The following is a 14810-nucleotide window of genomic DNA, read 5'->3' as shown; positions in this document are numbered from 1 at the left end:
CTATCAATCCGCATGTTTGGATTTGATATTTGATTCAGTACTTCTGATAACTTTAGAACTGATATTTCCAGCCCCTCCAATAAGCGCTGATAACGCGCTTTATCAAAGGGGCTTAGCGAAAAAAACTGAGGCCCTCTTTTTTTGCAAACTCACAAAAGGCTTCGGCAATACCATCACCGGTTAAACCATCGTGGTTAAACAAATCGTGTTTAACAATCAAATGGCCATGGTTATCCAGCTTGGGCGCATCGAGGTTGATTGCCACTTTTTCCAGCTCGTCTTTGCTGGTTTTACGCAAGCTATCTATTTCATCTAGGCGAGCCTGCTGTTTGGTGGTGATTTTTTGGTTGTGCTCCAATTCGCGTAGCTTTTGTTCTTCGATATCAATTTTGCGCCACTTGGCTTGCAGCTTTTCAATTTCGGCCACTTGCTTTTCGCTCATGCAGTGGCGTTCGGCGCGGTAGATTTTATCGCCAGAGTTGTCTTTTGATGGCTCCTGCATGGTGGCAAAGAAAATGGGATAGTCATCGACCTTTGGGCACAATGGGCCAGCGGCAGGGTCATCGTTCCACTTTTGAATAAACAGCACGCTGGTTTTGGTGCCGGTGTGGGGTTTGAACACATTGCCATGCAAACCCACCACGGCGAGAATGCGGCCGTGTTCGGCGAGGTATTCGCGCAGGGCTTTGTCGGAGGCGTTGTTAAAACGACCTTGTGGCAATACCACCGCCATACGCCCACCGGGTTTTAAGAATTGCAGATTGCGTTCAATAAACAGAATATCGCGGCCAACTTTATTTTGGTTTTTTACCTTTACCTTGCGGTAAGTGCCATCGCCCAGTTGGTAGATGACTTCATGGCTGGCATGCAGCGCTTCTGGGAAGCTGGGGTTGCGCTGGGTAGCATCAACAATGTTCGGGTTATCCTCATCGACCTTGTTGATTTTATCGAAGCTGACCGAGCGCGCTAAGTCGTAGCGAGCAAGAATGCGAGTTTCTTTGATTTCCCCTGCAAATGGTGGGTTGGCCATCAGTACATCGAATTGGAAATCACGGTTTTCGTTTTTGGCGGCGCGTAACTTTCGCAAGCGCTTCCAGCCATCACCGTAAATATCTTGCCAATCGCGGTCGCCGGGGTTGTTGTTATCACCGGTTTTTTCAAACCAGCGCTCATAATCCAGTGTGTTTAAATGCAGTACGTTGGTTTGCCCATCGCCCGCAATCAGGTTAAGGGTGCGGCCTACACGCACCGCTTTTTCGTCAAAGTCGATGCCGAATACTTTATCGACTACGTATTTGGCGTAACGGCCGGTTTTCTTTTGGGTGGTGAATAGATGGTCAGTTGGATCCCCCAAATCGCGGCGAATTTGTTCCCATACATGGAAAATGCCATGCACTGGGAAACCACAGCTGCCGGACGCGGTATCAATCAGCGTTTCGTGCTCTTTCGGGTTCATCATTTTTACGCACATATCGATGACATAACGCGGTGTAAAAAATTGCCCTTTATCACCCTTGCTGGATTTATTAATCAGGTATTCGAAAGCCTCGTCTACTACCTCCAGATTGGAGTTAAACAGTTTGACCATTTCCAGAGAGGAGACACACACCGCCAAGTGGCTTGGTGTAAGTTCAATTTTTGCATTCTCGGGGAATACGCCTTCCCAGGTGTCTTGCGCTTTTTCAAACAAGTTCTGAATTTTGGCTTTGAGTTCGCTTTCGGTATCGCCGTAGTTTTTAAAGACCAAATGGCGTTTTTTGTCTTGCCCGCTTTCCATTTCATCGAAGAGCTTGGTGAAAATAAGTTTAAACAACTCTTCAAAAACATCGACACCGGCATTGGCCAGTACTTCATCCTCCATTTCGAGGATCAAGTCTTTTAGGGATTTGCGCTCGTTGACGAGTTTATCGAGCTTAACCAGATCGTCGATGGTCCAGCGCTCAGACAAGATATCGGAGAGTTTTTCGTGGGCGGATGGAATCGCTGGAATATCTTTGAAATAGTTAGGGTCTTTTCGGTGGTAGTAGGAAATTTGCTGGCCGTTGGTCCATACGCCAATCGGGGCGCCGGTGGCATTGCAGTAGCTTTTAAGCTGCTCTTTGCCGTCTTTAAGCTTGGGTTTTTTCAGCTCTACCAAGATGTAGGGTGTGGTGGTTTTGTCTTTATCGAAGATGCAGATATCTGCACGCTTCTTTTCGCGCCCAAAGGTTACCGAATACTCCACTTCCATACGGCTAACGGGGTAGCCCAAGTCATCACGCAACACCAACAGGTAAAGCTGGCGAACGGCCTCCTCTGGCGTTAGTTTGATGGGCTTACCACGAACAATACAGTTAACGTAGGGAACAGACTTTTTGCCGGTCTGTTTCAAGGTAATCGCTGATTCGAGCTGTTCTATATGTTCTTGCTTGAACTGATCCAGCTTATAGGCGCTGTTTTTCAGCAATTCTGTAAAAAGAGTCGTCATTCTTGGTTTCCTGTTGAATCGTTCAAGTGTCCTTCATCCGCTCCACCGGCTCGCACCCATTCATCCACCTCGGATAGCTGAAACTTCCACAGCCGGCCGATTTTATGCGCGGGCAGGCCTTTGCGCTCGCGCCAGCGGTAGACGGTATCTTTGGCGACGCCTAAGTGCGCAGCAACGTCGAGGGCGGTGACCCAGGGTTCGGTGGTCATGGCTTTGGCACCTGATAAAAGACTAGAGTCGTTTAAAATCGTGATAAGTCTACCTTAATAGTATTGGCTCAGCTAAGCAAAATTGGTGACGTACCCGATTGCCTTGTAGCTTTTCTCGCGTTTTTTAAACATGCGTTGCAGCATTGGGAGGGTGCAGTCCACATAGTCGTGAATGGTTACTTGTGTTTTTCCTTCCGCTTCACGATGAATACGATCAGCATATTGGGCCAATGTACTTTTCCATGCGATTGGCATCGCCAAAAACAACGTATCCTGTCTTGGCAGGTCAAATCCTTCGCCTACATATTTTCCTGTTGCGACGATGACTTGAACCGATTGCAGATGATTGTCAGCTTGCTCTCTGCGCTCTGTAAGAACTAATGGATGTCTGCCATTTTGAACACACTGAAAGGCGTCTGAGATGATTTTTGACGTGCGCTGTTCATTATCGACGAGCCAGCGGTAGGCATTGCTTACTTTTGGGCGCTCATCTGTTGTTATTAGTTCTGCTGTTGGTACATCGTTGTCTGAAGAAGGCGGCTTTTTGTTCTGGGGAGAATGTCTGTACTGGCCGCTCGTTGTGAGCGCTACGCAAAGTTCGCTTTTGCGCACGCCTAATACCAAAAACAGGCATCAAGTGAGGTAGTTATTGCGGCCAAAACTGTTCAAATGGGTATGAAACACGCTAAAGGCGTAGTGAATTTCCTCTTTGCTGAGCATCCTATCTTTACTGGACTTCATGCTACCGGCATCGTCTACGGTAAAGGCTGTGGCTGGGTTGCTCAGCGTTAAATCGAGCTTAATCGCATGTCGATTCCTAAGAAATCGTTAAAGTTTACTCACCATTCTGCCCACTACTAAACAGGTAGTTGGTAACGGACATCTGCAAACCGATTTGGACGGGGAAAATAAAAAAGCCCTGTATTTACAAACAAATAACAGGGCTTTTAAGACATTCTTGGACGGGTAACTTTCTACCCACGAACCTATTCGATGTTTTGGATCTGTTCGTTGAGTGTTTATTTTTTATTTTTTAAAAACAGTAATTTATGTTTTTTGTTTTGTGTGTTTCAGGATCTTACTACCCAATATACTACCCAGTTGGTTTAAATCATCGCGTTTTTACATTAACAATAGTTTTACTTTTGATGATTGAGTCTTCCAGTGCTAATCTAGGTAATATCACATTTTTTACGTACTGTCTTGAGATTCAGCCCCCAGCCTTTGTCTACTACTGCGAATAGAGATGTCGCCGCATTTAACAGTTGGTGGATATCTAATGATTTACACATTATCCGTATAAGTTACCATTTAGGTAGATTTTGGTATGATATAAATGTAAATGATATTCATTTTTATTGGCGTGTGGGTGTGGATAATCTTTGCACTCCAAGGTAAATCTATTGCCTTTGACGGATGTTAACCCTCTAGTACGATCTGTAAGATTTAGCAAGAAAACATACACTAATACAGGAATGTTTCATCTGTGTTTCTAGAGCAAAATGCGATAAGCGTGGACTTTAACTGCATCATCCACTTGTGGATCTCTTACCAGTTTCAACAGATTCACTTTCAGCGTGTATAACTGGTTTTGGTACCAGAAAAATCCCTCCTTACCATAAAGATAATAGTCAATGCTTGAAGTATTTGAGCTTTCATCTTTAGATGTATAGATGGACTCTTTTTTGGCGATGATACTCATTCTTTTTTGGTAATTTTTCTCACGATGAGTCGCCTTTTCTCCAGATTCTTCTTTTGTCTTATCCTCTACGAATAAAGATGTAAAAGTGAATAGAAATGTCCTTGTAGGTTCAATGAAGCACGGTAGAGTTACGCTGTCGATATCCGCTCTTTTCTTATGAAAAATGATTAGCTCCATCTTTACGAGCGATTTTATACAGTCAGTGATCTTTCGGCTATTGGTCCCTAAGCGAGCAGCGAGCCATTTTATACCCCTCGGAATACCTCCAAACTCAAATACATAGTTTTCCGCTAACAGGAAACACAGGCTAATCAGGGTTGATTTACGTTGCTGCCCAATGTCGTCTCTTTGTTTGTAGTGACATAGTGAATTTGGTCACTTAGTTAGAGGTGATATCATCACCTCATAAGTTAACAGGTGACATTATGACAAAACGTACAAGACGACTATTTAGCGCAGAATTTAAGTTAGAAGCAGCGCAGCTAGTCTTAGACCAAAATTACTCAGTGACGGAAGCAGCCCAAGCCATGAATGTGGGCAAGTCCACGATGGATAAATGGGTTCGCCAGCTTAGAGAAGAACGCCAAGGGAAAACACCGAAAGCTTCACCTATGACCCCTGAGCAAATAGAAATTAGGGAATTGAAAAAGAAGCTGGCTCGCCTTGAAGAGCATAATGAAATACTAAAAAAAGCCACGGCTCTCTTGATGTCGGACTCACTGAACAATTTTTGATAATCAAGAAACTCAAGCAGAGCCACAGCGTAAAAATATTATGCGAAATCTTCAATGTTCATCGAAGCAGTTATAACTATTGGCTTAAACGCCCAGCGTTAATTAATGCGGAAACAATAAAACTGCGCAGCTTGATTAGCGAGGCTCACGCCGCAAGCAATGGCTCTGCGGGAGCGAGAACCATTGCAGATATAGTCACAAATCAGGGTGTAAAGCTGAGCCGATACCGAGCAACAAAGCTAATGAGAACTCTTGGTTTAGTGAGCTGCCAAGAACCAAAGCATCGTTACAGAAAGGCTTCACAAGAACATATTGACGTTCCAAATCACTTAAGTCGTCAATTTGCTGTTACGGCTCCAAATGAAGTCTGGGCTGGCGATGTTACGTATATTTGGACAGGTAATCGGTGGATGTATTTAGCGGTCGTTATCGATCTTTTTGCCCGAAAAGTGATCGGTTGGTCAATGTCTTTGTCGCCTGATAGTCGGTTGACAGGTAAAGCGCTGTCTATGGCCTATGAATCTCGCGGAAAGCCAAAAGGTGTCATGTTCCATAGCGATCAAGGCAGTCATTATACTAGCCGTAAATACCGTCAATTACTGTGGCGCTTTCAAATAAAACAGAGTTTATCTCGCCGAGGAAACTGTTGGGATAATGCGCCGATAGAGCGCTTCTTTAGAAGTCTGAAGACGGAATGGGTGCCAACTGTGGGCTATCGTAGCTTCGCTGAGGCTCAACAAGAGATCACCCGCTACATTATCGGATATTACTGCCAACTCAGGCCACATCAGTATAACGGTGGTCTAACTCCCAATGAATCAGAACGATTATATTGGGAAAACTCTAAAACCGTGGCCAATTTTAGTTGACCACTACAGTTCGAAAAAGTTGTAGATGTTTTTATATTCAACAAGATCTTTTGAGATAACATTTGAGCGAAACTTAGACTCGCTCAATGGACAAGAAGGAAGAAGGTAAGTATCAGCATAAGGAGTGAAGTATGGCAGTATTGACTTCAGTTCATGCCAATCTTTCATCATCAAATAACGAATAGGAGAGTAGGATTTCCTATCGATCTTTTCTTCTTTTGAATACCCTCCAGAAAACAAAATATATCCGCCTTCCCTATCGTACGGATTGATGAAATTGTGTAGCTGATGAGTGTCATTCTTTTCCAGATTTAGGTTTTCACTTTCTTCCATTATAAGGACCTCTAGCCGTTGTTTGTCTAGCAGATTATATTATATATTTTAGTGTAGTCCGATTAAGAATCAATAAGATAGGTAAAATGGTTTTTTCACTTTTTATGTGAGTAAGCTCCAGAAGTAAAAACGTATGAACTGAAGTTTTTGACAATAAATGAGGATGCGTGGGGTTGTTTTGGAGTGATGGATTGCAGTTGAAGTCGTGGGCATTATGAGCTCTCTCTTCATTTACTAGCTCAACGGATTGTCATTTAACTTGTAACTTACTTGGATTCGAAAGTGGGGAGAGGACATCGATTTTCCATTGTTCAGTGCCTAGATGTTGATGGTTAACTAGCACTTGCCCCTTTAGATGGGCAGGAAATGTATACGTAGCAGTTTTTTACATTGTCTGTCTGGTTAGTATTATTACAGTCATATCTACCCTATCAATACACCCATTACATCGGCATAAGCTCATCAACTGAGTCACCATAGTGACTCACAGTACGCAATTAAAAATTAACGACACAGACCTATCTATGAACCTAAACACCGGAGTAGATAGGAATGAATGTACGTTCTAGAAAAAACAAAAACCTCAGACTGACCAACAAGAAAACGTTTCTGGGTAGACCTATCCAGACCGAGCACGGTCCACTCTACATCGACTACTTAGAGAAAATGCACGATACGATTGATCTCGCATTGGGCGAGTATCCTCGGCTGATGGCTATTCGAGTGGATTTGAGGTTTCCTAAGCTAAGGAACAATGAAAAGAGCGGTAATGTCATGACCGACTTTCTACGCTCGTTACAGTCGCAGATTGATCACTCCGGAAAACGAAAGAAAAGAGAAGGGAGTGCTAGAGTGCATCCCTGCAAAGTGCGGATTGCTTGGGTGAGGGAGCGCTCTAGCTCGATAAACGACCACTATCACCTAGTACTCATGTTCAACAAAGATAGATTTAACTGGTTGGGTAAAACTCAAACACAACAGGAGAACTTAGGCTCTTTTATCGTAGAGGCATGGGCGAGGGTGGCTGGTGTCGACTACGAGGAAGCCAATGGACTGGTTCATTTTTCAAAGAGAAAGAATAGCGACAGTGTGGTTATCCACCGCTTGAATTGTAACACTGATGACTTTGATGATGCGTTTGATGAGTTCTTCAAGCACATTAGCTATCTAGCAAAAGAGAACACTAAGCACTTTGGTAGCGGTAGACGAAATTTCGGTCATAGTCATAAGTAGCTTAAAAAGTAACGGTAGTACCAGTTCCTGTGGGAATCACAACAAACCACAGGAACCAATCATGATTCATCAACTCAACGAGGCTCATCAAAGAGTCCACACCATCACTCATGACCGAACCTTTAATGGAAAGCCACTCTACTACCACAAGGATGGTCTCGTTCTCGAATACCTAGAGGAGATAGACCGAGTGCTGACTGAAGCACTAAACCAATACCCAAGAATCTTTGCTGTTCACATCAACCTAAACCTACCGAGTGACTTCGGGGAAGATTACCTAGCGGTGTTTGCCCATTTCTTTCGTATTTTAGAATCGGAGACTAATGAGCTCTGTAGAGACAAATACACCGACAGAACTTATCAATACCAGCAAACGGTCATTCGCTATATCTGGACGAAAGCCAGTGAATCCACCAGCGATCACCATCATCTTATCTTGCTCTTTGATAGGGATCTCTTTCAAAACTTCGGCACTGGACGAGAGGGTTGGGGACGTTTTCTCTACAAAAAAGTGAGGAAGACATGGGATAGGGTGGTTGAAGATTATTACAGCCAACCATGCTCTGGATTAGCCTACTCTCCTACGAATGAAGGTTTTGAGCTGTTGTCTGACGCTCAAGTGTTCCCGTTACAGTTAAACGAGTTTTTTTATCGAATCAGTCGTCTAGCGAAGCCCACTGCCAACCGGAACGCTCACCCCAACAAGAGCTTTGGTTGCAGTCACGACTCACCTTAAAAATACAGAGCGAGCAATGCCTATGTCATTCACACTCTGAGAGGTATTACCCATGTCGAACACAACCCACCTTCCAACCATTACTCGTGCTAGAACATTTAAAGATTATCCATTGTTTTACAGCAATAAGGGACTTTATGAATCAGCGCTTACCACGATGGATAAGGTCTTTGATCAGGCTCTCACTCAGTATCAACGTACTCTTGCGATGCGTTTGGATTTATACCTGCCTAAAGATCATCAAGACACCGATCTCAGCATCCTTAATGATTACTTTGACATTCTGAAAGAGAAAATCGATGCCGATTCGTTGCCTTATATATGGCGTAAGCGAGCTGATAAAACCCCTTCACATAACTACCGAGTAATGCTGTTTCTTGATGATAGTCAGTACTTCGGCCCTGCCATTTGTTGGGATAAAAGTAATCAGCTTGTGGATCATCTAAAAACAGCTTGGAAGGAAGCGATAGAAAAGCACTACAAAGGCAAAGAGCGATCAATGATCTTGTTTAACGACCGAGGGAACTATGGACTAGGAACACGCTGTAAGAGCAAAGATACCAATATAAAGCGTTGTGTCTTCCACCGTCTGAGTAGCTTTGCTGAAGCGTGGAAAGAAGAGCGTTACTGCTTTGGCTCTAGCCTAGATTAGATTAGGCCGACTGCACTTTTTTACAGTGGCGGCTTATCCATGGGTATATACAAGAGGAGACAATTCCCATGAGATTTCTACGACTTAAAGACGTGATGTCATTAACAGGGTTAGGCCGCTCCACTATCTATAAGTTCATGGCTGATGAAACCGATTTTCCGAAGAGTGTCCCACTCGGCGGACGAGCGGTAGCTTGGGTCGAAAGTGAAATAGAGGAATGGATGGAGCAACGTCTAGCACTGCGAGATAACCAAGAATCTTTTCAGTAACACAAACATCAAATCACATCATCAACGAGGCGCTGGCTAAGCAAAGTCATGCGCCCTTTTTACAATTAGAGAGATAAACAATGAGCTATTCAATTTACGTAGACGGCGCTGCACCAAACAACCAACACGGATGTACACGAGGTGGCATTGGGCTGGTGGTTATGGATGAAGACAATGAGATTGTTCATGAAGAGAGTTTTACCATCAATCGAAAAACCGACAATGCTGAGTTGGAACTACTGGCCTTAATTGAAGCATTGGAATACGCAGAAGATGGGGATGTTATCTATTCGGACAGCGATTACTGTGTGAAAGGTTTCAACATCTGGATGGACGATTGGAAAGACCGAGGTTGGCGTCGAGCGGATAAGAAACCGGTTAAAAACCGCCAGCTTTGGCAACAAGTGGACGAGTTGAGTTCTAGGAAGTATGTCGAGGTATTTAAGGTCAAAGCACATTCGGGCATTGAAGGGAATGAAAGAGCTGACCTGTTGGCGGTTGAAGCTGCGGAAGCTGACTAATACAAGAATTCATAGTTTGGGAGGGTAACACCTCTCAAGCTATGCCCTATTTTTTGTTTGGGTCAAGTTGGTTAATGATGAAATCATTATCAATAGGTTTGGATGTAGTGGGTGAAAATCACAATGTCTGCAATTGGTAGACCGAACTTATGGTTATAAATCCTGCAACTCCCACTGGTTAGGTAGAATACATCCATTGAAAGTAGCGGATGGATTTAACTGTGGGTTATCGAGTGGTACGGTTAACCGAACTGATGGCATATGAGTTTGGTCAGGTTGAAGGTGACATTGGTAGGCTGGACGAAAGAGCGTTAGGCTCAGCACTCCCTCAGGGGATGAGCTATTCCAGTTTTATGGATAAGCTGAAAAGTGGTGAGTTAGCACTATTGACGGATTCCCCTTCAAAGCCTGTGATGCTCCGAGATGGCATGAGCAAATCATGGAGCTTGTCGGCGGAAGGGCAAGAGGTGTTATCGCCAGAAGCGAAAAGTGCCTACCTGTCCAGAACGAGAATGTCAGGCGGTGCGGCTGGCAGTGCTGCGCCCACTCAAAGCGCCGCAGGTTATGCGCCTAACATTGAAGAGACCTACGTTCCTGAGCCCGTAAAACCTGATACCTCAGATGCACCACCAAAACTGCAATACGAATATTGCTTTGAAGTGGCTTGCTCGGATGAGACGTTTAGAAAAAGCGTGGGGTATGCGTTTGAACTGGCGAAAACCAAACAAGAATCCCTGATTGGCCGTTGGCAGACGGAGGCAACCGAGCACGGTACAAAATATACGGCTCATACCGCCTTTGATGAACCGAAAAAATTAGTCGCTAAAGTAGCGTCCAATGCTCTGGGTATTAGCGTTCCCGACAATGTGCAGGTGAAGCCTATAGGCTCTGGTGTAGTGCGAGAAGCCTTTATCCCAGTTGTTCCCTCAGTGCAGCTTGGTGAGCGTTTGGGGCTGCCAACAGAAGGTTACTACTACCATTTTTACAATGGCCGCTTAGTTCAAGAGTACAAGCTGCTTGGAAATGGCAAGTGTGCCTTCTACGCGACACGTTCCACTCACGAGCAGCTCAATGATGAGCAAGGGTACAACATCTATCAAAGTGCCATTCTGGTCTACTGGAAGCTCGAAGGTAAAGATGTTGAAAACCAACATCTGATTTATCTTGAACAGCCAATTACCCGAGAAGAGCTCGACAACCTCAATGATGACTGGTTGGCCCAACATGGTATTAAGCTCGATATCAACGAATTGCTTGCTTCGCCCAAGCAGCCTGTCGCAGAAAGACAAACCATTCAGCCTGCGGAAACGGAGAAAGCTGAGAGCAAACCAGAAACGCATACTGTTGGGACGGATTCTAAAACCAACCAACGAGAATCATGGGGAGCCATTGCAGAGCAATATGGCTTGTCGGCGAAACAATTACTGGATTTGAACACACAGTACAATGCCGATCCGATGTCATTGAAAGTCGGGGATACGCTGACCGTTAAGGCCGTCGAACAAGACCAGAGCACTCCAGAAAAAGCGACCGATTTACCTCCGTTTTCCCCTTGCACCTATAGCTGCTTGGCGAACACGCATTATGATCACTCTGACTCGCTTATCTCAGGAACCCAGTTTAAGGCGATAAACAGCGATAGTCTGTTCGAGAAAGAATTGCCCGTTACGAACTTAACCACTATCACCACGGCTTCTAAAGCAACCGATTATGGTAAAACGGCACTACTTGCGATCCCCGCAAATGGCGCAGCAACGAACCTTGGCATTCTTAGCTCCAGTACGACAAATACGATAGGCACATGGTCGATTTCAGGAGAAGCGTTAGCAGGCTTTGCGCGAATGGGGGGCTTTCTAGTGGCCGCCTTATGGCCGTCTCAGCTTGGTGATGGCACCTTAGACGGAAATTCAGATTTTGCGGCTAATGATACTACGACTATGCGTGTACGTTTCAATATGTACACGGACGAAAATGGTAAACAGCAAGTGGTCGGAATCAAAACGGGAGAGGGTAGTGCCTATGGTGAGCGAGTTGCGAAGCGTGAGGCTGTGCAACAAGGACAGCACTTTATTGCTGCGCTAGATAATGGGATTACCATTACATGGACACCTGATGGCTCAACGGATGTACTAACACCTGATACTGTATTGCCCGAAAATGATCAGCTCGATGTTCACAATATCTGGGTTCGTCCTATCGAAGAGCATGAACAAGAGATAGGTACAGCGCTCTATCCCGAGGAAGAGCTTGCTGAGTATATTGTGACTTTCCCTGTGGATTCTGGCTTGCTTCCTCTCTATATCGTTTTCAACAAGCCTAGTTCAGGTTCAGCTACGAACCTTAACTATGTACCAGCACCAAGAGGCAATCCTCCATTACCTGCATTCCCTGAAGCTAGAAAAGCCAAAGAGAAAACATATGTGCAAGGTGGCGGCAAAAAAAGGCCGAGATGGAAAGATAAAAAGCGAATTTATGAATGGGATTCCCAACACGGTAAAGTGGAAGTATATGATAAGAATGGTAACCATATAGGTGAGTTTGACCATGAGACAGGAGAGCAGACTAAACCTAAAGATCCGAAGAGAAAAGTGGAGAAATAGTTATGTATGAATTGAATTTCTACAATAAGGACACTGAAGAACTTGTAATGGAGATTGAGCTGAAAGGTTTATCCGGTGATGATGTATTGAGGATTTTTGGGTTTGCTTTAGAGGGGAATTGTGCAGATGTATCTCCTGCTCAATTATCTGAAATAGAAGCCTGTGTAGGCTATACCTTTCAAAAGGTTGAAAGTGACATCTCAATATGTGAAGTCATTGATTAGGTTTGTGTTTGACGCATGAATTGGATATTTTGGATTGCTTGTTTTTAAGAGTTATGCCGCTTTTTTAACAGATAACATATACCTTCAAACTGGTGTATTGGGACAAAAAAGAATGGGGAGCAATTACGCTCCCCATTGTCGTTTTTTACTGTCACTGGTGATAGATATTACTTTTCTTTGATGGCTTGACAGCCGATGATCTTCGCTCTGAAAAGTATATCAAAGTCAAAAAGGTCATAGCGCATTCTGGTGTAAGAGGGAATGATATAGCCGATTCACTAGCGGTTGATGCGGAAAGATATGATATTGATGGCGTTTTTATAAACGACCTATTTGAAGCTAAATGTAGCGTATGAGTACGTTATTGAAGTGGTTGTTTGTATTGTTTTAATGACTCAATCGTCGTCCTCCAGACGCTACAAAGCGTGAGCTAATTATCATTACAATGAATGAGTGTTGGTTTTTTATTCTAAAAGTTGTTAAATGCGACACATATTACATTTATCTCATGAGTTTTTGCGGTGCTGTCTATTATTTTTCGGGTGTTTTCATTTAACAAGAAGTCAGAACAACGAAAAGTAGGCGTGAGGCCAAGATTTTGCGTGCTAGTGTTAGTTGTGGCATTTTTTTATTCTAATATTTCTCATGCAGCTAAATTGCCTTTGGGGCCGTTGACTGCACAAGATATTGAAAACGAACAAAAACAACGTTTAGAGCAAATTGAAAATAATACTAATGCGCTTCAGGGACTCGTTCCTGTTCCTGTCATATCTGAATCGCAACCTATCGAAGATACACAATGTATTAACGTTAGAGAAATTCGTTTTTCAGGCAATACTCGTTATAGCGACCAAGTGCTTACTGAAGCTGCTGAGTTTAAATCGGGATGTATTGGACTTAATACCATCAACGAGTATCTACGGAAAATATCCAATCATTACATTCAAGCTGGTTATATCACATCACGCGCTTTTATGACGCCACAAGACCTTTCTTCTGGGATTTTATTGATTGTTATTATCGAAGGGAAAGTAGAAAAGGTCCTCTTCAATGGCAAGAAAGCTGACTTTTTAGCTATGGCATTGCCAAGTATCTCTGGCACTGTATTAAATTTGAGGGATATTGAGCAAGGGCTTGATCAGATCAACAGGCTTTCTCGATATAACGCTCAAATTAAACTTTTACCTTCAGCACGGCAGGGTTATTCAATTGTTGATATTCAAACGGCGGAAAAACGTCTTGTCTCCGTAAGTACTGGTTTTAACAATAGTGGACAAGAATCTACAGGAGAAGAGCAACTTTCTGTGAGTTTAGCCGGTGAAAACTTTTTTAAGTTGCTTGATCAGTGGAGTCTCAGAGCAACCAAAAGTGCGGCGTTTATAAACTCTAAAGATTCGGAAAGTTTGTACTTTGGTTTAGATATTCCATTGGGGTATTGGAATTTTAGCTATCGAACTTCTTACAGTAATTACACTACCACGTTTACAAATAAAGATTTTGTGTTTGACTCATCAGGCAAAACTAATAGTCATGACGTAGAGTTTAAATGGCTTTTTTATCGTGATGACGTCAGTAAGTCTGCACTGAAAACTACCATCAGTCATCGCCGAGAAAAGAACTACATCCTAGGAAACGTACTAGAAGCAGGGTCTCGAAATGTATCCTCTGCATCCCTTGCTTGGGATCACAGTACTCGCTTAGGTGGCGGTTTTATGAGCTTGTCGCCAAAGGTTTCGTTAGGAACTGATTGGTTTGGCGGGGAAAAAACGCAATCTCAGGATGACTCTCTACCTACAGCTCAGTTTATTAAAGGCTCATTAGCAGGGAGTTATGCCTATCCAATAACGCCATCGTTGTCTCTTGCAAGCACCATTTTTGCACAGTGGAGCAACGATACACTATATGGCAGTGAACGACTCAGCATTGGTGGCGAATATTCCGTTCGAGGCTTTAAGGGTGCCTCAATTTCTGGTGATGAAGGCTACTACTGGCGAAATGATATCAACTACCGATTAGGCCAATGGTCTAACATTGGCTTACTTTCAATGCAGGTCGCCCTTGATACTGGCACTATTGTGGAAGATAGCAAAGATACCTATGAGAAAGGTTCATTGCTTGGCAGTAGTGTATCACTCCAGACTCAGGCCAAGTACGTATCTAGTTCATTAACATTCGGTTTTCCGATTGAAGTTCCTTCAAGGCTTAGTGCTGATGATTACGTGGTCTATTATCGCGTAGATTTCTCTATTTAAATTTGGCAG

At 43.7% G+C, this 14810-nt stretch carries 15 protein-coding genes; 10 read left to right on the top strand and 5 right to left on the bottom strand.

Translation table 11 applies throughout. From position 1 onward, the window contains the following. Positions 1-112 precede the first annotated feature (112 nt). The 3 genes from CEQ48_RS18215 to CEQ48_RS18205 form a co-directional block, all read right to left on the bottom strand. Positions 113-2467, bottom strand: a complete 2355-nt coding sequence (locus CEQ48_RS18215) for a type I restriction-modification system subunit M (RefSeq protein ID WP_089072176.1) — start codon at positions 2465-2467, stop codon at positions 113-115. Further along, a complete protein-coding gene (locus tag CEQ48_RS18210) occupies positions 2464-2676 on the bottom strand; it encodes a helix-turn-helix domain-containing protein (RefSeq protein WP_089072175.1) in 213 nt (70 codons plus the stop codon). The genes CEQ48_RS18215 and CEQ48_RS18210 overlap by 4 nt, the downstream gene beginning before the upstream one ends. 72 nt (positions 2677-2748) lie before the next feature. Beyond that, positions 2749-3288 (bottom strand): DEAD/DEAH box helicase, encoded by a 540-nt coding sequence (locus CEQ48_RS18205; RefSeq protein WP_232477866.1) that lies wholly within the window; start codon positions 3286-3288, stop codon positions 2749-2751. A gap of 57 nt (positions 3289-3345) precedes the next feature. Between CEQ48_RS18205 and CEQ48_RS20630 the strand changes: the two genes are divergently transcribed. Further along, the gene (locus tag CEQ48_RS20630) at positions 3346-3468 is read left to right on the top strand and encodes a hypothetical protein (protein WP_443289428.1); all 123 of its coding nucleotides are present in this window, start codon (positions 3346-3348) and stop codon (positions 3466-3468) included. A gap of 700 nt (positions 3469-4168) precedes the next feature. Here CEQ48_RS20630 and CEQ48_RS18200 read toward each other — a convergent pair. Beyond that, positions 4169-4555 (bottom strand): hypothetical protein, encoded by a 387-nt coding sequence (locus tag CEQ48_RS18200; RefSeq protein ID WP_232060178.1) that lies wholly within the window; start codon positions 4553-4555, stop codon positions 4169-4171. 248 nt (positions 4556-4803) lie between these two features. Here CEQ48_RS18200 and CEQ48_RS18195 point away from each other — a divergent pair. Then, a protein-coding gene (locus tag CEQ48_RS18195) for an IS3-like element ISVch4 family transposase (protein WP_089071069.1) occupies positions 4804-5981 on the top strand; the annotation gives its coding sequence in 2 pieces (ribosomal slippage) (positions 4804-5062 and positions 5062-5981; 1179 coding nt in all). 3 nt (positions 5982-5984) lie between these two features. Here the strand turns inward: CEQ48_RS18195 and CEQ48_RS18190 are convergent. After that, entirely contained in the window at positions 5985-6314 is a 330-nt protein-coding gene (locus CEQ48_RS18190) for a hypothetical protein (RefSeq protein WP_232477865.1), read from the bottom strand. Between the two features lie 552 nt (positions 6315-6866). On the opposite strand from CEQ48_RS18190, the gene CEQ48_RS18185 reads away from it, so the two are divergent. The 8 genes from CEQ48_RS18185 to CEQ48_RS18150 all read left to right on the top strand — a co-directional run bounded on the left by CEQ48_RS18185 (position 6867) and on the right by CEQ48_RS18150 (position 14801). Then, positions 6867-7547 carry an inovirus Gp2 family protein gene (locus CEQ48_RS18185; RefSeq protein ID WP_001102918.1) on the top strand — a complete coding sequence of 227 codons (681 nt, stop codon included), beginning with the start codon at positions 6867-6869 and terminating at the stop codon, positions 7545-7547. 61 nt (positions 7548-7608) lie between these two features. Then, complete coding sequence (locus CEQ48_RS18180; RefSeq protein WP_029825584.1) at positions 7609-8283, top strand: inovirus Gp2 family protein; 675 nt, start codon at positions 7609-7611, stop codon at positions 8281-8283. Positions 8284-8335: 52 nt separating this feature from the next. Next, positions 8336-8935: an inovirus Gp2 family protein gene (locus tag CEQ48_RS18175; RefSeq protein WP_024700458.1), complete on the top strand. Its 600-nt coding sequence runs from the start codon at positions 8336-8338 to the stop codon at positions 8933-8935. 68 nt (positions 8936-9003) lie between these two features. Further along, positions 9004-9204, top strand: coding sequence for an AlpA family transcriptional regulator (locus CEQ48_RS18170; RefSeq protein ID WP_001211741.1), 201 nt, complete (start codon positions 9004-9006; stop codon positions 9202-9204). An 80-nt stretch (positions 9205-9284) separates the two neighbouring features. Then, positions 9285-9725, top strand: a complete 441-nt coding sequence (locus tag CEQ48_RS18165) for a ribonuclease HI (RefSeq protein ID WP_005496785.1) — start codon at positions 9285-9287, stop codon at positions 9723-9725. A gap of 209 nt (positions 9726-9934) precedes the next feature. Then, on the top strand, positions 9935-12325 hold the full coding sequence (locus CEQ48_RS18160) for a T6SS effector antibacterial DNase (RefSeq protein ID WP_089072174.1): 2391 nt from the start codon (positions 9935-9937) through the stop codon (positions 12323-12325). Positions 12326-12327: 2 nt separating this feature from the next. Next, positions 12328-12549 carry a DUF7683 domain-containing protein gene (locus CEQ48_RS18155; RefSeq protein ID WP_000273139.1) on the top strand — a complete coding sequence of 74 codons (222 nt, stop codon included), beginning with the start codon at positions 12328-12330 and terminating at the stop codon, positions 12547-12549. A gap of 521 nt (positions 12550-13070) precedes the next feature. Beyond that, entirely contained in the window at positions 13071-14801 is a 1731-nt protein-coding gene (locus tag CEQ48_RS18150) for a ShlB/FhaC/HecB family hemolysin secretion/activation protein (RefSeq protein WP_089072173.1), read from the top strand. The last annotated feature ends 9 nt before the right edge of the window (positions 14802-14810 follow it).

Source organism: Vibrio tarriae (assembly GCF_002216685.1).
Taxonomy (GTDB): domain Bacteria; phylum Pseudomonadota; class Gammaproteobacteria; order Enterobacterales; family Vibrionaceae; genus Vibrio; species Vibrio tarriae.
The sequence above is the reverse complement of the archived record's forward strand: the minus strand, read 5'-3'. Positions and strand labels throughout refer to the sequence as shown.